General features: G+C 55.7%; 20 protein-coding genes. 16 read left to right on the top strand and 4 right to left on the bottom strand.

Annotated features, from left to right (window positions below):
• Positions 1–5: 5 nt before the first annotated feature.
• Entirely contained in the window at positions 6–170 is a 165-nt protein-coding gene (locus tag EYY67_RS17100; RefSeq protein WP_013577857.1) for a DUF2474 domain-containing protein, read from the top strand.
• A gap of 35 nt (positions 171–205) precedes the next feature.
• Here the strand turns inward: EYY67_RS17100 and EYY67_RS17095 are convergent, their stop codons facing one another.
• Together EYY67_RS17095 and EYY67_RS17090 are read right to left on the bottom strand one after the other, a co-directional pair.
• Complete coding sequence (locus EYY67_RS17095; RefSeq protein ID WP_095925807.1) at positions 206–784, bottom strand: TetR/AcrR family transcriptional regulator; 579 nt, start codon at positions 782–784, stop codon at positions 206–208.
• Positions 785–831: 47 nt separating this feature from the next.
• Positions 832–2,328 carry an MFS transporter gene (locus EYY67_RS17090; protein WP_131693952.1) on the bottom strand — a complete coding sequence of 499 codons (1,497 nt, stop codon included), beginning with the start codon at positions 2,326–2,328 and terminating at the stop codon, positions 832–834.
• 332 nt (positions 2,329–2,660) lie between these two features.
• On the opposite strand from EYY67_RS17090, the gene EYY67_RS17085 reads away from it, so the two are divergent.
• The 6 genes from EYY67_RS17085 (at position 2,661) to EYY67_RS17060 (ending at position 10,044) form a co-directional block, all read left to right on the top strand.
• Positions 2,661–3,446: an alpha/beta fold hydrolase gene (locus tag EYY67_RS17085; protein ID WP_131693951.1), complete on the top strand. Its 786-nt coding sequence runs from the start codon at positions 2,661–2,663 to the stop codon at positions 3,444–3,446.
• A gap of 78 nt (positions 3,447–3,524) precedes the next feature.
• On the top strand, positions 3,525–4,196 hold the full coding sequence (locus EYY67_RS17080; protein WP_095925300.1) for a heavy metal response regulator transcription factor: 672 nt from the start codon (positions 3,525–3,527) through the stop codon (positions 4,194–4,196).
• Positions 4,193–5,596, top strand: coding sequence for a heavy metal sensor histidine kinase (locus EYY67_RS17075; protein WP_131693950.1), 1,404 nt, complete (start codon positions 4,193–4,195; stop codon positions 5,594–5,596). The genes EYY67_RS17080 and EYY67_RS17075 overlap by 4 nt, the downstream gene beginning before the upstream one ends.
• Positions 5,597–5,883: 287 nt before the next feature.
• The gene (locus EYY67_RS17070) at positions 5,884–7,716 is read left to right on the top strand and encodes a beta-glucoside-specific PTS transporter subunit IIABC (RefSeq protein ID WP_131693949.1); all 1,833 of its coding nucleotides are present in this window, start codon (positions 5,884–5,886) and stop codon (positions 7,714–7,716) included.
• Positions 7,716–9,179, top strand: a complete 1,464-nt coding sequence (locus EYY67_RS17065) for a glycoside hydrolase family 1 protein (RefSeq protein ID WP_131693948.1) — start codon at positions 7,716–7,718, stop codon at positions 9,177–9,179. The genes EYY67_RS17070 and EYY67_RS17065 overlap by 1 nt, the downstream gene beginning before the upstream one ends.
• Before the next feature lie 28 nt (positions 9,180–9,207).
• Positions 9,208–10,044, top strand: a complete 837-nt coding sequence (locus EYY67_RS17060; protein WP_131693978.1) for a PRD domain-containing protein — start codon at positions 9,208–9,210, stop codon at positions 10,042–10,044.
• A gap of 18 nt (positions 10,045–10,062) precedes the next feature.
• Here the strand turns inward: EYY67_RS17060 and EYY67_RS17055 are convergent, their stop codons facing one another.
• Positions 10,063–12,387: a molybdopterin-dependent oxidoreductase gene (locus EYY67_RS17055; RefSeq protein WP_131693947.1), complete on the bottom strand. Its 2,325-nt coding sequence runs from the start codon at positions 12,385–12,387 to the stop codon at positions 10,063–10,065.
• 229 nt (positions 12,388–12,616) lie between these two features.
• On the opposite strand from EYY67_RS17055, the gene EYY67_RS17050 reads away from it, so the two are divergent.
• Genes EYY67_RS17050 through EYY67_RS17030 form a run of 5 tightly spaced genes read left to right on the top strand, consistent with a single transcriptional unit; the run spans position 12,617 to position 18,591 of the window.
• On the top strand, positions 12,617–14,164 hold the full coding sequence (locus EYY67_RS17050; protein ID WP_131693946.1) for an ABC transporter substrate-binding protein: 1,548 nt from the start codon (positions 12,617–12,619) through the stop codon (positions 14,162–14,164).
• Positions 14,164–15,162 (top strand): ABC transporter permease, encoded by a 999-nt coding sequence (locus EYY67_RS17045; protein WP_095925305.1) that lies wholly within the window; start codon positions 14,164–14,166, stop codon positions 15,160–15,162. Before EYY67_RS17050 ends, EYY67_RS17045 begins: the two co-directional genes overlap by 1 nt.
• Positions 15,159–15,974 (top strand): ABC transporter permease, encoded by an 816-nt coding sequence (locus EYY67_RS17040; RefSeq protein ID WP_095925306.1) that lies wholly within the window; start codon positions 15,159–15,161, stop codon positions 15,972–15,974. Before EYY67_RS17045 ends, EYY67_RS17040 begins: the two co-directional genes overlap by 4 nt.
• The gene (locus EYY67_RS17035; protein ID WP_131693945.1) at positions 15,974–17,614 is read left to right on the top strand and encodes an ABC transporter ATP-binding protein; all 1,641 of its coding nucleotides are present in this window, start codon (positions 15,974–15,976) and stop codon (positions 17,612–17,614) included. Before EYY67_RS17040 ends, EYY67_RS17035 begins: the two co-directional genes overlap by 1 nt.
• Positions 17,596–18,591 (top strand): dipeptidase, encoded by a 996-nt coding sequence (locus tag EYY67_RS17030; protein WP_131693944.1) that lies wholly within the window; start codon positions 17,596–17,598, stop codon positions 18,589–18,591. The genes EYY67_RS17035 and EYY67_RS17030 overlap by 19 nt, the downstream gene beginning before the upstream one ends.
• A gap of 52 nt (positions 18,592–18,643) precedes the next feature.
• Here EYY67_RS17030 and EYY67_RS17025 read toward each other — a convergent pair whose 3' ends face one another.
• The gene (locus tag EYY67_RS17025) at positions 18,644–19,405 is read right to left on the bottom strand and encodes a FadR/GntR family transcriptional regulator (RefSeq protein ID WP_095925309.1); all 762 of its coding nucleotides are present in this window, start codon (positions 19,403–19,405) and stop codon (positions 18,644–18,646) included.
• Positions 19,406–19,628: 223 nt separating this feature from the next.
• On the opposite strand from EYY67_RS17025, the gene EYY67_RS17020 reads away from it, so the two are divergent.
• The 4 genes from EYY67_RS17020 to EYY67_RS17005 all read left to right on the top strand — a co-directional run bounded on the left by EYY67_RS17020 (position 19,629) and on the right by EYY67_RS17005 (position 23,445).
• Entirely contained in the window at positions 19,629–20,369 is a 741-nt protein-coding gene (locus tag EYY67_RS17020; protein WP_095925310.1) for an SDR family oxidoreductase, read from the top strand.
• Positions 20,370–20,432: 63 nt separating this feature from the next.
• Positions 20,433–21,275 (top strand): fumarylacetoacetate hydrolase family protein, encoded by an 843-nt coding sequence (locus EYY67_RS17015; RefSeq protein WP_131693943.1) that lies wholly within the window; start codon positions 20,433–20,435, stop codon positions 21,273–21,275.
• 27 nt (positions 21,276–21,302) lie between these two features.
• The gene (locus EYY67_RS17010) at positions 21,303–22,586 is read left to right on the top strand and encodes an L-fuconate dehydratase (protein WP_131693942.1); all 1,284 of its coding nucleotides are present in this window, start codon (positions 21,303–21,305) and stop codon (positions 22,584–22,586) included.
• Positions 22,587–22,611: 25 nt separating this feature from the next.
• Complete coding sequence (locus tag EYY67_RS17005; protein ID WP_131693941.1) at positions 22,612–23,445, top strand: amidohydrolase family protein; 834 nt, start codon at positions 22,612–22,614, stop codon at positions 23,443–23,445.
• The last annotated feature ends 5 nt before the right edge of the window (positions 23,446–23,450 follow it).

The following is a 23,450-nucleotide window of genomic DNA, read 5'->3' as shown; positions in this document are numbered from 1 at the left end:
TCGTTATGAATCTCATCAGAAAAATGGATGACAGCAACATCACTAAAGCCCCGTTCTTAAAGCGTGTCGGCTGGATGGCCGTCATCTGGGGCGGCAGCGTGCTGGCGTTATTTGTTGTGGCATCGGTATTTCATCTGCTGATGTTTGCGGCGGGAATGAGAAGTCATTAAGTGAAAAGGCCGCCATCATGGCGGCCTTCTGTTTTTTATTTCTCCAGCACCCGCCCGATAAAATCGAGAATATCGTCCATGGCTTCCTGACGGGTTTCGGCAGAGGGCATGACGATCAGCTGATCGGAATAGCCATTCATGATGGCAGATAACTGCCGCGTCACCCGTGCCGCATTCGCCGGTCTGAACACGCCCGACTCAATCCCCGCACTGATAATCTCCGCCAGCAGTGCCAGCCACTTGTGCACCATCAGTTGCGCCAGTCCGGCGTAAGCCTCGTTATGCGCCGCCAGTTGCCACAGTGAGCCGTAAAGCTGCCAGATATCGCCCTGCGTGTCCGGCAAATAATTGCGTACCAGCGTGTGCAGTTTTTCCTGCGGCTGAAGCGGCGCAATTTCAGCGGTGAATTCGGTCAGCTCAGCCAGCATCACCTCCTTCAGCGCCTCGATACATAAGGTCTGCCAGTCGCGAAAGTAATGATAAATATGGCTGCGGGAAATGCCGACGCGCTCCGTCAGCTCGCGTGTCGTCACTTTTTCAATCCCTTTTTCGATAAAGAGACTGATGGCACCGTCAAGAATTTTAGCCCTTAACGCCTCCTGATTTTCTTTCATAATCAATCCTGTGCTGGCATCGAGCAACCGCTCCTGGCCGCATTTTATCAGGAAGGCAGACGTGCGCCCAACGACTTACGCAAGACGATTTTCACCACAATCACCGTCGCTATGACCAGCGCGGCCGCCGACACCAGCACCGCCATAAACGCCTGATCGAACGCCGCGCGGGCGAGATCCGTGATAACTGTCGCGTGTTCCGGGCTGAGATGGCTGGCGATCGCCAGCGCTTCGTCGAGACTGTCATAGGCCGCGTCGCCGGTCACCAGCGCGGCAGGCAGTTCCAGGGTGCGGCTGTACACCGCCGTCATCAGACCGCCCAGCAAGGTGACGCCAAGCACGCCGCCCATTTCCCACGACACATCTTCGATCGCCGCCACCATGCCGGCTTTGTCTTCCGGTGCGTTGAGCATGATCGAGGTTGAAGCCGCTGTCACGGCCCCTCCCAGCCCGAAACCTAAGATAAACAGGCTGATCAGTTGCAGCGTCACGCCAACGTCAAACACCAGCGCATGCATCACAATCCCCAGTGCCGACAGCGCAAAGCCGCCAAGCATCATTTTGCGCACGCCGACACGCGGGATCAGCATACCCGCCAGCGGCGAGGCCAGTGCAGACGCCACCGGGATCGGCAGGATAAACATCGCCGCCATAAACGGCGACAGGCCAAGCACCAGTTGTAACCGCTGGCTGAGCACCAGTTCGATGCCAATCAGCGCGATCATTGAGGTAATAGCAACACCGACACCGCAGGCAAACGCCCGGTTACGGAACAGCGAGAAATCGATCATCGGCTGCAATGCGCGCTGTTGTCTTCTGGCGAATAAGCTGAGGAAAATCACGCCCGCCGTCGCCGCAGACACGATGACCAGCCATGAGGAATTGATATGGCTAAGTTCTTTCAGCGCGTAAATCACGCCGACCAGCCCCGCCATCACCAGCGCAGAACCGATAAAATCACACGGGCGCTGTTTGTTGCCTTTACCACGCGGGATCAGCGCCAGCGCGAACGGGAAAACCGCCAGCACGATCGGCACGTTGATCAGGAATACCGATCCCCACCAGAAATATTCCAGCAATACGCCGCCGATCACCGGCCCGAGTGCCGCCGCACCGGAAGCCACCGCCGACCAGATGCCGATCGCCAGCGCGCGTTCACGCTCATCGGTAAATACATGGCGCACAATCGCCAGCGTCGCAGGCATCATCATCGCTGCACCGATGGCCAGAAACACGCGGGAGGCAATCAGCATTTCAGCGCTGGCAGAAAACGCCGCGCACAGGGAGGCGAGCGCGAACACCGGCAGCCCGCTCATAAACAGATTCTTATGCCCGAGCCGGTCGCTCAGCATTCCCGCGCCCGGTAGCAGCCCGGCGACCACCAGAGGATAGGCATTCACTATCCATAGTTTTTCCGATGCCGTGGCACCCAGCGCCTGTGTCAGACGGGGTAACGCGGTGTACAACACGGTCATATCGATGATGATCAGAAACAGCGTACTGGTGACGATGGCAAGTATCAGCCAGCGATTATTGACGAACATAAAAAAGTGCCTCAGATAGATTTTGAGCAGTTGCTCAAGACCAGCAAGATACTTGAGCAACCGCTCAAACTCAAGCAGCATGTGCCTGACAGTTGATGAAGCGTTGAAGATACGGCGGGTGACTAAAAGAGAATGATTCGTTTTGCATTGATACTTTCACGGGCCACCATGGGGGATGAGCTTTCTGAAAGATTTCTGAATGCCGCATGGGAGTCGGTTTCTGTGGCTACGTGTTCCCCGGCATGTATGTCATTTTTTTGTCATTTCCTCGTCAGTCTTTTGTTGGCCTCTGATTGATATATTGCCTTCACACACTGCACTGAGGATTTATTATGAAATTACGCAATCTGTCACTCATCACTTCTCTCGTTCTTGCCGGGATGACTATCTCAACGGTTCAGGCTGATACCAGCAAGCCAGTCGCAAATGCACCGGAAGTCACTAACATCGTGCTGGTTCATGGCTTGTTTGCGGATGCGTCGAGCTGGTCTAAGGTTATCCCGCTGCTGCAAGCCAAAGGCCTGCATGTGACTGCGGTGCAGAACCCGACGACGTCACTGGATAACGATGTTGCGGCGGTGAAACGGGCGCTGGCTCTGCAAAACGGCCCGGTCATTCTGGTCGCACACTCTTACGGGGGCATGGTGATTAGCCAGGCAGGGAATGAGCCGGAAGTGAAAGGCCTGGTATATATCGCTGCGCGTGCACCGGCAGCGGGTGAAGACTATCCGGCGCTGACAAAGAAATTCCCGGCATCGCCCGCTTCTGCGGGCATAAAATGGAATGACAATTTTGGTGCGTTAACGGAATCAGCCTTTGTTCATGATTTTGCAGGTGATTTGCCTGAGAAAGAAGCCAAAGCTTACTACGCCGTTCAGCAACCCATGGGCAAAGCCATCACGATGGCCAAAACCAGCGTCGCCGCCTGGGAATTTAAGCCAACGTATTACGCCGTCTCGACGGAAGACCGCACCATCAATCCTGATCTCGAGCGCTTCATGGCTAAACGTATGCACGCGCAGACGATCGAGCTAAAATCTAGTCATGTATCGTTAATTTCCCAGCCGGAAGCCGTGGCAAATCTGATTATGAAAGCCGCGCACGTGCCGGGTTATTAAACATTTCGCATCATCATGATGAGAAGAAATGGGCGCCGCGTGTGCCCTTTTCTCCTGCACGCCGAGGTTCTATCCTGTTTGAAAATCCTCATTATTGAAGACGAAGAGAAAACCGCCGAATACCTGAGAAATGGCCTTAATGAAGCGGGTTACACCGCCGACTGGGCCGCTAACGGTATCGATGGCCTTCATATGGCCCGGGAGAATGCTTACGACCTGATCCTGCTGGATGTGATGCTGCCAGAGATGGACGGCTGGACGGTGATGGAGCGACTGCGTATTCATCTCCAGACACCCGTGCTGTTTCTCAGTGCACTCGGGGCGCTGGAAGATCGCTTGCGTGGCCTGGGGTTGGGGGCTGATGAGTATCTGGTGAAACCCTTTTCCTATGCTGAACTGCTGGCCCGCATTCGCATCATCCTTCGCCGGGGCCAGCCGCAATCAGGTAATGTTTTATCGCTGGCAGATCTGGTCGTGGATATCGAAAAATTTCGGTGTGAACGCGCCGGGAAACGTATCACCCTGACCAACAAAGAATTTAAATTGCTGGTGTGTTTTCTCCAGCATCCCGGTCAGGTATTGTCGCGCACCTTTTTGGCTTCCCGCGTATGGGATATGAATTTTGACAGCGACACCAATGTGGTGGATGTGGCCGTCAGAAGATTAAGGCAAAAAATCGATGAGCCGTTTCAGAATCAATTAATACATACAATTCATGGCGTGGGTTATCGCTGTGAGGAAGAGCCATGAGACGTATTTCCCTCACGTTTCGCCTCGCCGTTTTGCTCGCCGCCTTTTCGTTTGTGGCGTTTACTGTCATGGGCGGAGCACTTTATTATGCGTTACGGCACCAGTTGACGCTGCGTGATGACGCGGCGCTTGTCTCACGGGTGGACCAGATCAGCACCTTATTACGGGATATGGATGCACGTCAGCTTATCCATGAAAAGCCACACCTGTTCGCGAATATGCTGGGAAACACGGAATCCCTGCTGGTTATCCGTTATACACAAGGCCCGACCTTACTGGAGGTCAATCCTCTCAAACGCCAGATCCCTGATGTCGCGCCGATCTCCGCCAACCAGAAACTGTCGCTGAATGTCGTGCACCATTCGCAAACGTCTGACGGGACACCCATGATTTCTATGGCGGCGACCAGTCAGTCTTCCAATGATTTACCCCCGCTGGAAATTATCTCAAGCCGTGTGTTAACCGACCGGACGCATATTTTGGATGTGTATCGCGATAACATCATTCTGTTTGCATCGATGATGGCCGCCATTTCGGTCGTTTTGGCCTTTATTTTTGCCCGCCGGGGGGTTTCTCCTTTGCGAAGGCTGGCGGAAAGAACCGCGAAGATTGGCACCAGAACCTTGTCCTCGCGTCTGGCCAAAGACGATGCACCCACTGAGCTTGATCCCCTGATTGATCAGATAAATGCCATGCTGGAAAGACTCGAACGCGGGTTTAAACAAATCAAACAAGTGAGTGGCGACATGGCCCACGATCTGCGTACGCCGATCACCATACTTCTCGGGCAAACTGAGGTAGGTCTGGGGGCGCCACGTGAAAATGAGTACTACCGGCGGTTACTGGGGTCTAATTTTGAAGAACTTCAACGTATGTCGCGCATGATTGATAACATGCTTTTTTTGGCGCAGGCCGAGCAGCCAGACCAGGAAATTCAGCGCATCGTTCTGGACGCCACGCAGGATATGAAGCGGATTTGTGATTATTTCGAAGACTTAGCTGCCGAACGCGATATCCGGATCCAGGTCAGCGGCCAGGGCACCCTGTTTGCCGACGCTATGCTCTTACGCAGAGCGCTGGCTAATCTGCTTTCCAACGCCGTACGCCATGCCGCATCAGACAGCGTGATTGAAATCATTGCCTCCCCCGCCGCCGCAGGCATGAATATTCTGGTGGTCAACCAAGGCGAAACGATTCCTAAACACGATCAGGAAAGGATTTTCGACCGTTTCTATCGTGCTGACCCTTCCCGCCAAAACTCTTCCCACTCGAGTGGGTTGGGGTTGTCGATTGTCACCTCCATCATGCAATTGCACCAGGGCCGCTGCTGGGTTGAAAGCGGGCAAGGCACCACGACTTTCGGACTGTTCTTCCCGAATGCTGAGGAGTCAATGGGTTGACAGGATTCGTGAAAGTTTCGGTTTTGTTCGCTTAGCCCGCCGCGCAACTTCATTGATTGGGGTTTTGTCTTTAAAAAAGTCAGGGGCGATTCAGAAATTTTGCCAACGAGCTCACACTTACCGCCTTCTTCCCGATGATTACATTGACTTCAGGACCTAATTAATCAGAAATAGACCACAGGCGTGTTACTACCCAGCGTAGGCAAGACCTGAAGCCCCATCCTCTTCTTTGTAAGGTGATGGGGCTTCAGGTCTTTTTTTTTGTTTCGGCTCCGGGAATGGTGGCTATGAATCATCTGCAAGTTGCTCAGGAAATTGTGGCGCGGGTCGGCGGCGTGGAGAATATTGAACACGTTGAGCATTGTTCAACGCGGCTGCGGCTCAGCCTCTATAACAACGAAAAGGCCGACCAGACCGCGCTGGAAAAAATTTCCGGCGTGCTGGGCGTCAGGCTCAATGTTCAGTGCCAGGTGGTGATTGGCAGCGAAGTAATCCGGGTATATGACGCAGTCAAAGAACTGGTCAGCGGCCAGACGTCGCCGGTTCAGACTCAGCCGAAGCCAAAGAACACCCGCGTGCTCTCCGTCGTGGTGGATTTCATTATCAGCGTCTTCCAGCCGCTGGTTCCGGCCATTGCCGGAGGCGGCGTCCTGAAATCCTTGTTATTGCTGCTGGATGCGCTCGGCTGGCTGAGCCGCAGCAGTTCGACCTGGAAAGTACTGGATAATATTGGTTCAGCGCCGATCTATTTTCTGCCGATACTGGTGGCGATCACCACGGCGACCAAACTTAAGGTGAACATTCTTGTGGCGGTTTCCGCTGTATCGGTCATGGTGTTGCCGGGCATGGCAAAACATCTGGCTGACGGCGCGCAGTTTCTTTCGCTGGATCTGAAGAACGTCCCCTATGCCTCGCAGGTTTTTCCGGCCATTTTGTGCGTACTTTTTTATGCGCAGACAGAGAAACTTTTCAACCGGTATACGCCGTCATCCGTGCGCGTTTTCCTTTCGCCAATGCTTTCCCTGATGATCACCGTGCCCCTGACCTTACTGGTGCTCGGTCCGTTAGGATATGAACTCGGTGCCGGTCTGGCCAAAGTCATCCTGTGGTTATACGGCCACTTAGGCTTCATCGCGACGGCGTTGCTGGCAGCAGGTTTGCCCTTCATGGTGGCCGCAGGAATGCATAAACCGATGCTGCCGTATGCCATCTCCTCCATGAGCCAGCTCGGGCGCGAGTTCATCTACTTACCGGCGTCACTGGCGCACAACATTGCCGAATCAGGCACTTGCTTCGCCATCGCCCTGAAAAGTAAAGATAAAGCCATGAAGTCCACTGCGTTTTCTGCCGGTATTTCCGCCTTGTTCGGCATTACCGAGCCCGCGATTTATGGCGTCACGCTGTTACACAAGCAGGCGCTCTACAGCGTTCTGGCGGGCAGTTTTGTCGGCGGTGCTTTTGTCGGCTGGATGGGCATTCAAGCTTTCGCGCTAGTCGGGCCGGGTTTAGCGACCATCTCAATATTTGTCTCCCCTGAAAACAGCATGAATATCGTCTATGCCCTCGCCGGCGTGGTGATTGCTTTTGGCGTCTCTTTTGTCAGTGCGCTGATGCTGTGGAAAGAGAAAAGTATGCCGCTTCCTGCTGAGGCCATGGTCAGTTCACTGGATCTGGTGCAGCCGGTAGAGGGGAAAGTCATCCCGCTTGAGCAGGTGAATGACGATGTATTTTCCAAACGCATCATGGGTGAGGGTATTGCCATCATTCCCCAGGCAGGTGTGCTCAGCGCGCCTGCCAGTGGCGTGATCGTGAATGTTTTCGAAACCGGCCACGCGGTCAGTATGCTCAGCGACAGTGGCATTGAGCTGATTTTCCACATCGGTATCGACACCATCAAACTGAACGGCGAGGGATTTACCCCCCGCGTTGAAACCGGACAAAGGGTGTCCGTCGGCGACATCCTGGTGGAATTTGATGTGGATGCCCTGACCCGCGCCGGTTTTGATCCGGTGGTCATTATGGTGATCACCAACAGCGAGCGGTTCACGTTAGAACCGGAACCCGCCGCCTTACAGATTAATCATCGCCCCGTTGTTATGACTTTAAAGGAGTCCGTGTAATGACCAGTAAACCAACGTTTCCGAAAGACTTTTTATGGGGAGGCGCTATCGCCGCCAATCAGGCGGAGGGCGCATGGAATATCGACGGCAAAGGCCCTTCCGTGGCGGATGCCATCACCTGGAAACCCAATGTCTCGCTCAAAGATTACAGCGCGCACATGGCGCTGACCGATGAAAATATCGCGGATGCACTTCAGGGGAAAAACGACGAGCTGTACCCAAAACGCCGCGGGATAGATTTCTACCATCGTTATAAAGAGGATCTGGCTTTATTCGCCGAAATGGGCTGTAAGGTTTTGCGCGTGTCCATCGCCTGGTCGCGAATTTTCCCGACCGGAGAAGACAGGGAACCGAATGAGGCCGGACTGGCGTTTTATCACGAATTATTCAGCGAGATGAGAAGGCTCAACATCGAACCACTGGTCACACTGTCGCATTACGAAATGCCACTGGCGCTGAGCGAAAAATACAATGGCTGGGTACATCGTAACGTGGTGGATGCCTTTGTGCGTTTCTGTCGCGTGTGTTTCGAACGTTACAAAGACCTGGTGGTTTACTGGCTGACGTTTAACGAAATCGACAGCATCCGCCGTCATCCCTTTACCACCGCCGGGATCAGGGAAGAAAAAAGTGCGGAAGGCCGCGCGGAACAGGATATCTATCAGGGTTTGCATCATCAGTTTGTGGCATCGGCTTTGGTCACCCGCGACTGCCATGCGATCATTCCCTGCAGCCAGGTCGGATGCATGCTGACCAAACTGACCACCTACCCGCGCACCTGTAAACCCGAAGACGTAGAAGCCACGCTGAAAAAGAATCTGGAAAACATGTTCTACGCGGACGTGCAGGTGTTTGGTGCCTACCCGCCACTGATCACGCGTGACCTCGAACGCCGCGGGATCCACATTGAAATGCAACCCGGTGATACTGAAATACTGCGCGCTTACACCGTCGATTTTGTTTCTTTCAGCTATTACATGTCGCTGACCGAATCCACTCAGCCGGATGCAGAACGTATTCCCGGCAATACCATTCTTGGCGTCAAAAACCCTTACCTTCCGGCATCAGAATGGGGCTGGCAGATTGACCCGGTCGGATTGAAAATCTCGTTGCTTGAACTGTATGACCGCTACCAGAAACCGCTGTTTATCGTGGAATGTGGCCTCGGGGCGAAAGACGAGGTCGTCGCTGGAAAAATTCATGACGATTACCGTATCGACTATTTCCGCGCCCACTTCGAACAGGTAAAAAACGCCATCGATGAAGGTGTTGAGGTCATGGGCTTTACGACCTGGGGGTCAATCGACATCATCAGCGCCGGAACCTCGCAAATGTCCAAGCGTTATGGTTTTATCTATGTCGATCAGGATGATGAAGGTGGAGGCTCTCTGGCACGTCTGCGCAAAAACTCGTTTTTCTGGTACCAGAAAGTCATCGCGACAAATGGCGCGGACATGGCGTAATCGTGACAATCAGCCGCAGGAACAGACCGTGATTACAGTGAAGAAATCGCTCAATAACAGCATGCTTCTGGTTGAAAATGAGCAGGAGGAAATGGTGCTGTTTGGCAAAGGGCTGGGGTTCAACGCAAAGCCCGGCATGCAGATTGATATTGCGCACGTCGAGAAGGTTTTTATACCGATACAGGATTTGAAATCGCGACATTTTCTGTCACTGACGGCCACCATTCCTGCGGCCTTTTTTGATGTCACCCACGACATTATTCAGCTGGCGCAGCAAAGTTATGTCAAAAAACTCCATTCCTCGCTGTTTTTCACCCTCACGGAACACCTGTTTTTTGCGGCAGAACGTTGCAAAAAAGAACAGAGTTTTGTCAACAAACTGGGCTGGGAGATAAAACGCTATTATCAGAAAGAATACGAAATTGCTCGTCAGGCCAGCGCGATGGTCAGTGCGCGTTTCGATATTTCCCTGCCTGCCGACGAAGCGGTGAATATTGCCTTTCATCTGATTAATGCGTCAGGTGACAACGACACCACCACCGCCCATCAGCAGGTAGAACTGGTAAACCGCATCGCTGAAATTGTCCGCTATAAGCTGAACAAAATCCTCGATATTGACTCAGTGAACTACAACCGTTTCATCACCCACGTGCGTTATTTCGCTGAAAGGATCCTCAGCGGAAAAATCGCGGCCAGTGACACGGAGGATTTTTATCAGGAACTGCTGCGCCATCGTCCGGGCGCGATGGCGGTTTCCCTCTCCATACGCGATTATGTGCATGAAAAATACGCCATCGCCTTACCCAAAGACGAACTGACCTGGCTCAGCCTGCACATCAGCAGGCTGGAGGATGGCGGGGCCTAAATTTTCCCTTCACCCGCATCAGTTGCCTGAGTCATCAGCAGCAACAAACGCCGGCGGCAGGAAGGCGGTAACCTCGGGTAAAGGCGCGTTCCAGCGTTCGATATCAATCCAGCAGCTTTGTGCGCTGCACCCCTGCCCGAGTCGCGAACTGCCGCGATCTTCCGTCAGTACGTTCGGGTTGCCGTGTTTATCCAGCGAGTCGGGTTGCGACGGATCCTGCGGGTCGTACCAGGCACCGGTCGACATTTGCACCACGCCGGGGCGCAGATCCTCGGTCAGATGAACACCCGCCAGGATTGCGCCACGATCGTTAAACACCCGCACGATACTGCCCTCAGTAATGCCACGCGCATCGGCATCCTGCGGATGTATCCAGAGAGGTTCACGGTCGCTGATTTTTGTCTTACGGCTGACGCTGCCGTGATCGTACTGGCTGTGCAACCGCGTCCGTGGCTGACTTGAGAGCAAATGCAGCGGCCAGCGGGCACGGGTTGCCTGCTGTTCACGGTAGTCCTGTTCATACCAGAACGGGAAACCGGGACATTCTTCGTAATCAAAATTCGCCACCGTCTGTGAAAACAGTTCGATTTTGCCTGACGGCGTAGCCAGCGGCGATCCTTCAGGGTCACGGCGGAAGTCTTCGAACAGGATCTGCGGCGCCTCCGGACGCGCATATTCCAGTTTGCCCTGTTGCCAGAAATCATCGAATTCCGGCAGCTCAATGCCATCGGCCTGCGCACGGGGAACCGAAAGCTGGTAGATATGCCGCAGCCAGTCCGCCGCATCGCGCCCTTCGCTGAAGACCTCGCCAAAGCCCATTTGCTGCGCGAGCGCGGCAAATATCGCGTAATCGCTGCGCGCCTCACCGACCGGTGCAATATGCTGACGCATGGCAATCATGTAACCATCGTTGCTGGCGCTGCCGATATCCTCACGCTCAAGTGACGTTGTCACCGGCAGCACGATATCGGCGAACTTAGCCTGCGCCGTCCAATACTGTTCATGCACCACCACGGTATCGGGCTGACGCCAGGCTTTCACCAGCCGGTTGATATCCTGATGATGGTGAAACGCGTTACCGCCCGCCCAGTAAACCAGCCGGATATCGGGATACTGACAGTTTTTGCCATCGAACTGATACGCGCCGCCGGGATTGAGCAACATGTCGGAAAGCCGCGCCACGGGGATGTGATCGTTAACCGCATTTTTACCCATCGGCAAACGCGGGCCGGAGAAGGTGCGGCGATCGGCGCCTGCAAGATTGGTAGACGCGTAGGCAAAGCCCAGCCCGCCGCCCGGCGTGCCGATCTGTCCGAGTAAAGACGCCAGCGCCACCGTCGCCCAGAAAGTTTGTTCGCCCTGTCGTGCGCGCTGCAAAGACCAGGCGATATTAATCATGGTGTGCTTTTCGGACATCTCACGCGCCAGCGTGCGGATTGCCTGCGCGCTGATGCCGGTCAACGGTTCTGCCCATTGCGGTGTTTTGGCCTGCCCGTCACGAGCACCCGTCAGATAATCGCTGAACGTACTGAAGCCGACGGTATGGCTGGCGACAAAACCCGCGTCATAGCGGGATTCCTCGACGAGCACATGACTGAGCGCCAGCAACAGTGCGGTATCGCTGCCCGGTTTGAGGGACAGCCATTCGGCCGTTTTCACCGACGAGAGATCATTCTTCACCGGGCTGACATTGATGAAACGGGTGCCGGTTCGCTCCATTTCCTGTAACCAGTATTTCAGCGAGTGATCGTTGGCACCGCCACCGTTGACCTGCGCATTGCGCCACGGCAGTCCGCCGAAGGCAACGAACAGTTCGCACTTTCCGGCCAGCACGGACCAGTGAGTATGCTGTTTTTGCAGCACATCCAGATCACCGATAATGTGCGGCAATAAACGCTCCGCCGCCGCCAGACTGTAGGTGTTTGTGCTGCCGGTATAGCCGCCAAACTGATTGAAAAACCGGTGCATCTGGCTTTGCGCATGGTGAAAACGACCGGCGCTCGACCAGCCGTAAGACCCGGCATAGAACGCAGAATTACCGTGGGTGTCCTTTACGCGTGCGAGTTCAGCCGCAACCAGCGACAGCGCCGTCTCCCAGCTGACTTCGACAAAAGGCTCTTTGCCGCGTCCTTCACGCGAGGCCGCACCGTGTTGTAAATAGCCCAGCCGGACCGCAGGGCGACGCACGCGGCTGGGTCCGTCGACTGAACCCATCAGGGATTGTCCGATTTCAGACGGATTACGATCCCATTCCACGGGTTCAACAGATTTTAAAACACCGTCAGCCGTGGCAACGCGGTACGTTCCCCAGTGCATAACAGCCAGATCATGGTTTTTTTTCATTATAAGCAGGTAAATTCAGGCAAAAAAATACCCTAGCATGCCGTAGCACCCGCGGCTACGCTGTCTGTGTTATTTCTAATTTTATCATACGCTTATCTTATTTACGTATTAGACACCCCCTTCCCTATTTCTTAGGATTACGCCCCTTTGGGGCAATTTCTGACCATCAGGTTCGCCTGTGCAGCAGGGTATTCACACCGTATCAGCCTATAAAATAAGGATAATAAAAATGCCAAATTCCTGGAATCGTCGCGATTTCCTCAAGTATTCTCTGGCCGCCGGCGCCGCTTCCGGGCTCAGTTTTACCCTGCCCGCCGCCGCTGCCGACAACACACCGAAGAAAGGCGGACATCTCAAACTGGGCATTGATGGTGCGGCGACCACCGACGTGTTGGATCCGGCAAGCTGGATCAGTTCATACATGATGGTGGTAGGTTGTGCCTGGGGCGATACGCTGGTGCGCACCGATCCGGTCAGCGGCAAAGCGATACCGGGGCTGGCAGAAAGTTGGGAAAGCGCCGACAAATCATCGCGCTGGATATTTACCCTGCGTAAGGGCGTTCAGTTCCATAACGGCCAGGCGCTGACGGCAGAAGATGTCGTCAAAACCCTTTCCCGTCACCGTGATCCGAAATTCCGTTCCGGCGTAATTGCCTATCTGTCATCCATCAGTACCGTCACCAGTGATGGCGATAAAATCACCATTACTCTCAATGAAAGCAATGTCGATTTCCCGCTGGTACTTTCGCTGTGGAACCTGCAAATCCAGCCCGGTGGCGGCTATGAAAATCCTAACGCCGGGATCGGCACCGGGCCTTACCGCATGGTCAAATTCGAGGCTGGCGTCTATACCCAGCTGGAGAAAAACCCGCATGACTGGGACAGCAGCCGGGGCAATGTGGCGAGTGCAGAAGTGATCGCGATTAACGACGCATCGAGCCGGGTTGCAGCACTGTCTACCGGAAAAGTACATTTCATCAGCGGGCTGAGCCCGAAAATCGTGGCACTGCTGAAAAGCGGTCCGGTCACGATTTACAACACACCGGGACGCGGACATTACACATTGCCGATGATGGTCAACACCCCGCCGTTCGACAATAACGACCTGCGTCTGGCGCTGAAACTGGCCATTGATCGCCAGCAAATTCTGGATCGCGTGCTGGGCGGTTATGGCTCGCTGGGCAATGATTTCCCGGTCAACAATGCGTATCCGCTGTTCCCGGCCGAAATCCCGCAACGCCAGTACGACGCCGATCAGGCCGCATTCCACTTTAAAAAATCTGGCTACAGCGGGCCCAATGTGCTGGATGTCGCTGAAGGGGTTTTCCCCGGTGCCGTCGATGCCGCCACGCTGTTCCAGCTCAGCGCGCAGAAAGCCGGGATCAAAATTGATATCCGCCGCCAGCCTGATGACGGCTACTGGAATAATGTCTGGCGTAATAAACCGTTCTGCGTGTCGTCATGGGGAACGCGATTAACCCAGGATCTGATCTATTCGCTTGAACTGGGCCCGTCTTCAGCCAGCAATGAAACCCACTTCGCTAATCCGCAATTTGCCAGCCTGCTCAAACTCGCACGGGCAGAAGAGGATGAGGCCAAACGCCGCACGCTGTATCACGACATTGCGCTGATTGTGCGTGATGAAGGCGGCACCCTGCTTCCGGTGTTTAATAATTACCTCAATGCCAGCAGCAACAAACTTCAGGGCTATATCGAAGATGTCGGCAACGATTTATCTAACGGTCACGTCATCTCACGCGTCTGGCTGAACAACTGATGAAAAGTTTTATTGCCCGTGGGGTGCGCGGCACGGCGCCCCGTCATCCGCTCGCCCGCGCCATAAGTCACCGCCTGCTGCTGGCGGTGATTTTACTCTGGGGTGTATCGCTGCTGATCTTCGCCGCCGTCAACGCCCTGCCCGGTGATTTTGCTGCCGCGTCACTGGGACGCGCAGCGACACCTGAGGCGATTGCCAGTATCAGACAAAGTCTCGGGCTGGATAAGCCGCTGGTCACCCGTTATCTGCTGTGGATGCTACAGATTTTCAAAGGCGATTTCGGGCTTTCATGGGCCAGTCAGCAACCGGTCAGCGCACAGCTCGGGCACCGGTTACTCAATTCACTGTGGCTTGCGGGTGCCGCCGCGTTACTGGCGGTCCCGGTCGCGTTGCTGGGCGGATTGTTCGCCGTGCGCTATCTGCACCGTCTGCCCGACCGGGTGATTACGCTGGTATCCCTGATTATTCTCTCACTGCCGGAATTTTTAATCGGCTATCTGCTGATTCAGGTGCTGGTGTTACACGTGGGCGTCTCGACGTTTCCCTCGACGATTTATGACGGCATGAGCCTGCCGGATCGTCTTTCCGCCCTGTTGCTGCCGGTGCTGACACTGGCGATTGCCGTGCTGGCAAACATGTTGCGATCGGCACGCAGTGCGCTCATGTCAGTCACCCGTACGCCGTGGATGGAAACAGCGCGGCTGAAGGGATTACCGCCGCTGCGAATTTTATGGCGACACGCCGCACCGAATGCCATTTCCCCTGTCCTGACCGTGATCGCCATGAATCTGGCCGGGCTGATTGTCGGTGCGATGATCATCGAAGTGATTTTTGTCTATCCGGGTGTCGGGCAATACATGGTGGATGCCGTCACCGTACGCGACATCCCGGTCGTGCAGGCCTGCGGGCTGGTGTTTGCCGCCGTGTATATTCTGCTTAATTTACTGGTCGATATGCTGGCAATGGCGGCAAACCCACGACTGAGGTTCCCGCGATGAAATCACTTTTCTCCTCAGCGAGCGCCGTGACCGGTGCGTTTCTGCTGATCCTGTTTGTCTTCGCCTCGCTGGCCGCACCGTGGATCGCGCCTTACGATGCCCGTCAGATAAGCGGTGAAATCTGGCAACCCATGAGTGCCGCCCACTGGCTGGGCACCGATAATCTCGGCAGGGATTTGTTCTCCCGTCTGCTGTCTGGCGCGCGTCTTACCTTGTCGTTTGCTTTTGTGATTTCGGTAATGGCTACGCTTGCGGGCACGCTGCTGAGCTTTCTGGCGGTCAGCGTGGGAGGCGCGGTGGAGGGGGTATTGTCACGCCTCAACGATTTGTTTATGTCACTGCCATCGCTGATTATCGCGCTGGTGGCGCTGGCGGTGTTACCACAAACTAACAGCACGCTGGTCGTTGTGCTGGCCGCCATCGGTGCGACGCGCGTTTATCGTCTCGGTTACAGTCTTGCCTCGCATATTCTGGCCACGGATTACATGGAAGCCGCAAAGCTCGCCGGCGAATCTCACGCGTACCGGGTCATCCGCGAAATGCTGCCTAACGCCCGCTTTCCGCTGCTGGCGGAATGGGGAATGCAGTTCAGCGCCAGCATTCTGTTTATCTCGACACTCTCTTTCATCGGGCTGGGGATCCAGCCCCCCGCAGCCGACTGGGGCGCCATCGTGCGGGAAAATAAAGACGGCATTCTGTTTGGTGTCAGTGCCGCCTTTTACCCAGCCATCGCCATTTCGTTGCTGGTCATTGCCGTCAATTTGCTGGTCGATGCCCTGAGCAGAACGCTGCAACAACAGGAGGATCAGTGATGTCAGAGGCACTCTTACAAGTCGCACAGCTGTGCGTGGGACATCAGCAAACTGTATTGATTGACAAGGTATCTTTTGAATTACGCAAAGGCGACGTGCTGGGCGTAATCGGCGAATCTGGCGCCGGGAAATCCACTCTGGGACTCGCGGTGATGGGGCATTATCGCGGCGCGCTGCGACCGCTTAGCGGCAGCATTACTTTTCAGGGGCAAACTTATCATCCGCAGGATGCCTGCCGTTTGGCGACACATCAGGGCAAACGAGTTTGTTATGTCGCGCAATCGGCCAGTGCTGGTTTTAATCCGGCATTTCCGCTGGGTTCGCAGGTAATTGAAGCCGCGTGTTATCACGGCGTCCTGACGCCTGAAGCCGCACAGGAAAAGATGTTACAGCTGTTCGCCCTGCTCGGTTTGCCAGATCCGGCACAGTTCGCCAGACGCTATCCTCATCAGGTTTCCGGTGGTCAGTTGCAGCGGGCAATGACCGCCATGGCGCTGTGCTCCTCGCCTGATTTGATTGTTTTTGATGAGCCGACCACCGCGCTGGATGCCACTACGCAGCTCGACGTTCTGGCGGCTATCCGCCACGCGGTGAAACAAACCCGGACGGCGGCGCTGTATATTTCGCACGATATTGCCGTGGTCTCGCAAATTGCCGACAACCTGCTGGTGTTGCGCCACGGTAAACAGATCGAATATGGCCGCACTGCCGATATCCTTAGGTCAGCCGCACATCCTTACACCCGGGCATTACTCAATACCCGACATCCGGCACCGCTGCCGGTCGCTGAACAACATGCGCCGGTGCTTGAACTGCGTGACCTGACCGTCGGATACGGTCACGGGGAGCCGGTTATCTCGCAGCTTTCGCTGACACTGCCCCGGGGGCAAACCTTCGTGCTGGTCGGCGAGTCTGGCTCCGGTAAATCCACCCTGGCCCGCACGCTGGCCGGACTGCAAAAGCCGCAATCCGGCGAGCTGACGCTGGAAGGCAAGGCACTGTCGTTTGATTGTCAGCGGCGAACTGCGCAGCAGCGCTGGCAAATCCAGTACATTTATCAGAACGCGGATACCGCGCTGAATCCGCGCCACCGGGTACGTGAGCTGGTCGGGCGGAATATCATGCGCCGCAGCGGTTTGCGCGGTGCTGCGCTTAAAGCACGCCTCAGCCAGTTGCTTGAGCAGGTAGAACTGGCGCCGGAGCTGGCCGACCGTTTTCCCTCGCAGCTTTCAGGCGGACAAAAACAGCGAGTGGCAATTGCGCGGGCGCTGGCAGCGGAACCGGACATTCTCATTTGCGATGAACCTACCTCTGCGCTGGATCCGCTGGTCGCGCAGGGCGTACTGGCCTTGTTCAGACAACTTCAGCAGTCTGCCGGGCTGACTTTGCTTTTTATCACTCACGACATCGCGACGGTGCGCAGCATTGCCCATTCCGTGGCCGTCATGCATCGCGGCAAACTGGTGCGTAAGGGCTTGCGAGAGACGGTGCTGACGCCGCCTTTCGATGATTACACCGCGCGTCTGTTGCAGGCGGAACCGACGCTCGAACCCGGCTGGCTGGCATCAGCCCTGAAGGTTCCGTCTTCCGAACACCCCTTGTCATTGCAGGAAATACTCACATGTTCCAGACCGATATAGCCCGACGCGCCCGCGCAATTTTTTCCGACTCGCTGGTCTGGGATGGCCACTCCGGCTTCATGCCCGATCCGGCGGCAGACCTGAATAATCTACAACTCTGGCGGGATGCGGGCGTGCATTACCTGTCGGTGGATGTCGGCTTTGATGTCCTGCCGTGGGAGCAGACAGTACGCAATCTGGCGGCATTCCGGCACTGGATCCTCGAACATGCTGATGATTACCTGCTGGTGAATCAGCCGGAGGATATTCTCACCGCCCGTGCCTCTGGTAAGCTGGCGATCACCTTTGATATCGAAGGGATGAACGCGCTGGATGGCCGCGTTGAAATGGTGGAGTTTTATCATCACCTGGGTGTACGACAGATGCTGTTTGCCTATAACCGCAATAATCTGGCGGGTGGCGGCTGCCATGATGAAAACATAGGTTTGACGTCATTCGGCAAAGAAGTGATTGATGAAATGAACCGCGTTGGCATGTTCGTTGATGTCTCTCATTGCAGTCTTCAGACCAGCATCGAAGCCATTGAATACTCCCGTAAGCCGGTGATTTTTTCCCATTCCAATCCAAAAGCCGTGCATACGCATGGCAGAAACATCAGTGATGAACAAATCAGGGCGTGTGTGAACCATGGCGGGCTGATTGGCGTGAACGGGATTGGTGAGTTCCTGGGTGACAGCGCCCCCGACGCCGCGCTGTTCGCCCGGCATGTTGATTATCTGATTCATCTCGCCGGTCCCCGCCACGTGGGAATAGCACTGGATTATGCCTTCCCGGTGGGCAATGTCAGTACCGGCGACATTCTGGCGGCACATCCTGAATACTGGCCCGCAGAGGAATATTCAGGCGAAGGTGGCTACGTGCATCCCTCCGCGCTGGAAGAGGTTGTCGGCCATTTGTTACAGTCAGGACACAGCGAAAAAGTGATCCGCAATGTGCTGGGGGAAAACTTCTTACGGCTGGCGAGAGAAGTCTGGTAAACGCTCATGGCAGGCACTGAAATAGAGTACGGGTTCAGATGCCGCGCCTTTTTCACCCCTGGCCGAAAATCTTAATCACCGCATCCAGATGTTCCTTCATGGCTTTCTTCGCCGCGCGGCTGTCCCGCGCTTCCAGCGCCGTCAGGATTTCCAGATGTTCAATCTCAGAACGGTGCGGCATGTCCTGCGGCGTGTAGTGTAATTGCAGGCTGCGGAACATGGTGCCGTAACGGTGGCCGAGCAGGTGCGCGATGATAAAAGCATAGGCCGGATTTCCGCTGGCCTGGGCGATGCGGATATGGAATAACCGGTCGCCGGGATGGGTGGCTGAGCCGTTGCGGTTATCGCGACAATTCTGCTCATATGCCAACCTGATCGCCGCAAGTTCGTCGTCGGTGGCGTTTCTTGCTGCCAGCGCGGCGGTTTCAGGTTCAATCAGACGCCGGGTTTGCAGCAGCGAAAACGGCGGCAACTCGGCAGTGAAATCCAGCTCGATATTCAGCTCGTCGTCCACATCCGCCCACTGATTACGCCCTGCCTGCGACATCACCGGTTCCTGCGAAGGCGTGACCGGTACCGCCGGAGGATGGCGCACGATCACACCATTTCCCACGCGCACATCCACCAGCCCGATCACTTCCAGCGCAATCAGCGCCTCACGCACCGAAGCCCGGCTGACCTGCAACTGACTCGCCAGTTCACGTTCGGCAGGAAGACGGCTGCCGGGCGGAAATTCTTTGTTATCAATTAACGTTTTTAGCTGGTCAGCTATCTGCCTGTATATTCTGGGATTTTCTAATTTCTTTATCGGCATCGGACACCTGAGGTCAATTCTCAATAAGTGATTCAGCTAGCATTTTCCGGACAAAAATCTTGCTGATTTGTTTTATGCATGTAAAAAATTGGTTAACCGAAATAGCGTTTTAAGAAACAGCTTGCCGGACATCTTAGCAAACTGCACCGCTTTTAACGCGTTTTTTTCGCCTCCAATGGCCTGACCATTAGTCCTTTAAAGTGACGTTTTACGGGGAAAGACAATGAACCTGACAGGGAAAAAAGTGCTGATCACCGCCGCCGGACAAGGCATCGGTTTTACTACCGCGACGCTGTTTGCCCGTGAAGGTGCAGAGGTGATTGCCACCGACATCAATATCGACGCGTTGCGTGATATTCCGGGCATTACCCCTCGCCTGCTGGACGTAACGGATCCGCAGGCCATCGCCGCACTGGCGGAAGAAACCGGCGCGATTGATGTGCTGTTTAACTGTGCGGGCGTGGTGCACAGCGGCGACATTCTGACCTGCACCGAACGCGAATGGCAGTTTGCCCTCGACCTTAACGTCACCGCGATGTTCCGCATGATCCGCGCGTTTCTGCCCGCCATGCTCGAGCGCAACAGCGGCTCGGTGATCAACATGTCGTCGGTCGCTTCCAGCATCAAGGGTGTGCCGAACCGCTTTGCTTACAGCGCCTCAAAAGCGGCGGTGATCGGCCTGACCCGCTCGGTCGCGGCGGATTACGTCACCCGCGGGATCCGCTGCAACGCCATTTGCCCCGGCACGGTGGAATCGCCGTCCCTGCGCCAGCGCATTGCCGCACAGGCGCAGGCAGAAGGCCGCAGTGAAGCCGAAGTTTATGCGGCATTTGTCGCCCGCCAGCCGATCGGACGTATCGGTAAAACCGAAGAAATCGCCCAGCTGGCGCTGTATCTGGCCTCGGATGCCAGTTCATACACCACCGGCACGGTTCAGATTATTGACGGCGGCTGGAGCAACTGACGCGCCAGCAGCGCCAGACATTTGATATTCACAGACCTGACTTTTACAGAAGGACACTGACCGATGAAATTATTACGTTACGGCAACCCCGGTTCTGAACGCCCCGGCCTGCTCGACAGCAATGGCAAATTGCGCGATCTCAGCGCGTACGTCAAAGACATCAGCGGCGAGTTTTTACAGCCTGAAACGCTGGATAAATTGCGCCAGCTCGATCCGCAAAGTTTGCCGCTGGTCAGCGGTGAACCGCGTCTCGGTGCCTGCGTCGGCAAGGTCGGCAAATTTATCTGTATCGGTCTGAACTATGCCGATCACGCCGCGGAAACCGGTGCGGAGATCCCGAAAGAGCCGGTGATTTTCAGCAAATGGACCAGCGCGATTGTCGGCCCCAACGACGATGTGGAAATTCCGCGTGATTCGGTCAAAACCGACTGGGAAGTGGAACTCGGCGTGGTGATCGGCACTGGCGGGCGCTATATCAGCGAGGCCGATGCGCTGTCGCACGTCGCCGGTTACTGCGTGATCAACGATGTGTCCGAGCGTGAATTTCAGATTGAACGCGGCGGCACCTGGGACAAAGGCAAAGGCTGCGACACCTTTGGCCCGACCGGCCCGTGGCTGGTGACGGCTGATGAAATCCCCGATCCGCACCAGCTGAATCTGTGGCTGGAAGTGGACGGCAAGCGTTATCAGAACGGCAATACGCGCACCATGATTTTCCAGATCCCCGAAATCATCAGTTATCTGAGCCGCTTTATGAGCCTGCAACCGGGCGACATTATTTCAACCGGGACCCCGCCGGGTGTCGGACTGGGGCAAAAACCGCCGGTGTATCTGAAAGCCGGGCAGGTCATGCGCCTCGGAATTGAAGGTTTGGGCGAACAGCGTCAGAAGACGGTGCAGGCATAACCCTGTGACAGCGTAAGGAATTTTGCGATGACAACGATTACAGCTTTACGTGTGGAAGATGTGCGCTTCCCGACCTCGCTGGCGCTGGATGGCTCGGATGCCATGAACCCGGATCCGGATTATTCCGCCGCCTATGTGATCCTCGAAACTGACAATCCGGCGCTTAAAGGTCACGGCCTGACGTTCACTATCGGGCGCGGCAATGAAATCTGCTGTGCAGCCATTAAAGCGCTGGAACATTTGATTGTCGGACGTGAACTGGCGGGCATCACCGCCGATATGGGCAAATTCTGGCGCGATTTCACCAGTGACAGTCAGCTGCGCTGGATCGGCCCGGACAAAGGCGCGATCCATCTGGCGACCGGTGCGGTAGTCAATGCCGTGTGGGATTTATGGAGTAAAGCCGCCGGTAAACCGCTGTGGAAACTGGTCGCCGACATGTCGCCGGAAGAACTGGTGCGCTGCATTGATTTTCGCTACATCACCGACTGCATTACGCCGCAGGAAGCGCTGACCTTATTGCAGCAGCGGGCGGATAACAAGGCGCAGCGCACGGAGAAACTGCTGGCGGAAGGTTATCCCTGCTACACCACTTCGGCGGGCTGGCTGGGTTATCCCGACGATAAATTGCGTCGTTTGTGTCAGGAAGCCGTCGACGCCGGTTTTGACTACCTGAAACTGAAAGTCGGGCGTGATCTGCAAGACGATATCCGCCGCGTGCGCATCGCGCGTGAAGTTATCGGCCCGGATCGCAAGCTGATGATTGACGCCAATCAGGTATGGGAAACCAACGACGCTATCCCGTGGGTGAATGCCCTCGCCTTCGCCAGTCCCTGGTTTATCGAAGAACCGACCAGCCCGGACGATATCGAAGGCCACCGCAAAATCCGTCAGGCTGTTGCGCCGGTCAAAGTCGCCACCGGTGAAATGTGCCAGAACCGCATCATGTTTAAACAGTTCATCATGCGCGAAGCCATCGACGTGGTGCAGATCGATGCCTGCCGCATGGGCGGCGTCAACGAAGTGCTGGCCGTGATGCTGATGGCCGCCAAATACCATCTGCCGGTGTGTCCGCATGCGGGCGGCGTCGGGTTGTGCGAATACGTACAGCACCTGTCGATGATTGATTATCTGTGCATCGCCGGAACCCACGAAGGCCGCGTCATCGAATACGTTGACCATCTTCACGAGCATTTTGTGCATCCGTGTGACATCCGCGGCGCGGCCTATATGCCGCCGCAGGCACCGGGATTCTCCATCGAAATGCATCCGTCCTCGATTGAGCAATACCGTTATCACGCCGGTGCTTAATGAGAACGCCGCAGGGAGAATGCCGATGATGCGAATCGACAGCCACCAGCATTTCTGGCGTTACACGCCGCAGGATTACCGCTGGATCAGCGATGAGATGGCGGTTCTGAAGCAGAATTTGTTGCCGGAAACGCTGCGGCCAACGTTACAACGTCACGACACGCACGGAACGGTGTTGGTGCAAGCCTGCTCCTCAGCCAGTGAAACGCGCTGGCTGCTGGAACTTGCGGAGAAAACGGACTTTGTCCGCGCGGTCACCGGTTGGGTGGATTTGTCTTCCCCCGCCCTGGCCGCTGAGCTGGAGGCGCTTGCTCATCCGCTGCTGCGCGGTTTTCGTCATCAGGTTCAGGACGAGGCGTCTCCCGCGCAATGGCTGGCCGGTCCGGCCATCAACGCGGGCATCCGTCAGGTTCAACGGCAGGAAGCTGTCTACGAAATTCTGGTGACGCACCGGCACCTGAGCGAGGCCGTGCAGTTTGCGGCGCGCCATGATGCGCATTTTCTGGTGCTGGATCATTTCGGCAAACCGGATCTGAGCCGGGGCGCGGCGCACTGGGCGAAACAAATTGCGCCGCTGGCGGGAATGCAACACGTCGTTTGCAAACTCTCCGGGCTGCTGACCGAACCACGTCCGGCGGGCATGACGCTGAATGATCTGCTGCCGTATTTCGACGCCGCGCTGGAGATTTTCGGTGCCGGACGGCTGATGTTTGGTTCCGACTGGCCGGTGTGTTTGCTGGCCGGAGAACATGAAGATCCGTGGGATTTATGCCAGCAGGCCACGGCGGCACTGAGTACTGACGAGCAGGCGGCCATTTATGGCGGCAACGCCTGCACGGTTTACCGACTACAGCCTTAACCGGC

It is taken from the genome of Rahnella victoriana, assembly GCF_004330295.1.
Lineage (GTDB): Bacteria > Pseudomonadota > Gammaproteobacteria > Enterobacterales > Enterobacteriaceae > Rahnella > Rahnella victoriana.
The sequence above is the reverse complement of the archived record's forward strand: the minus strand, read 5'-3'. Positions and strand labels throughout refer to the sequence as shown.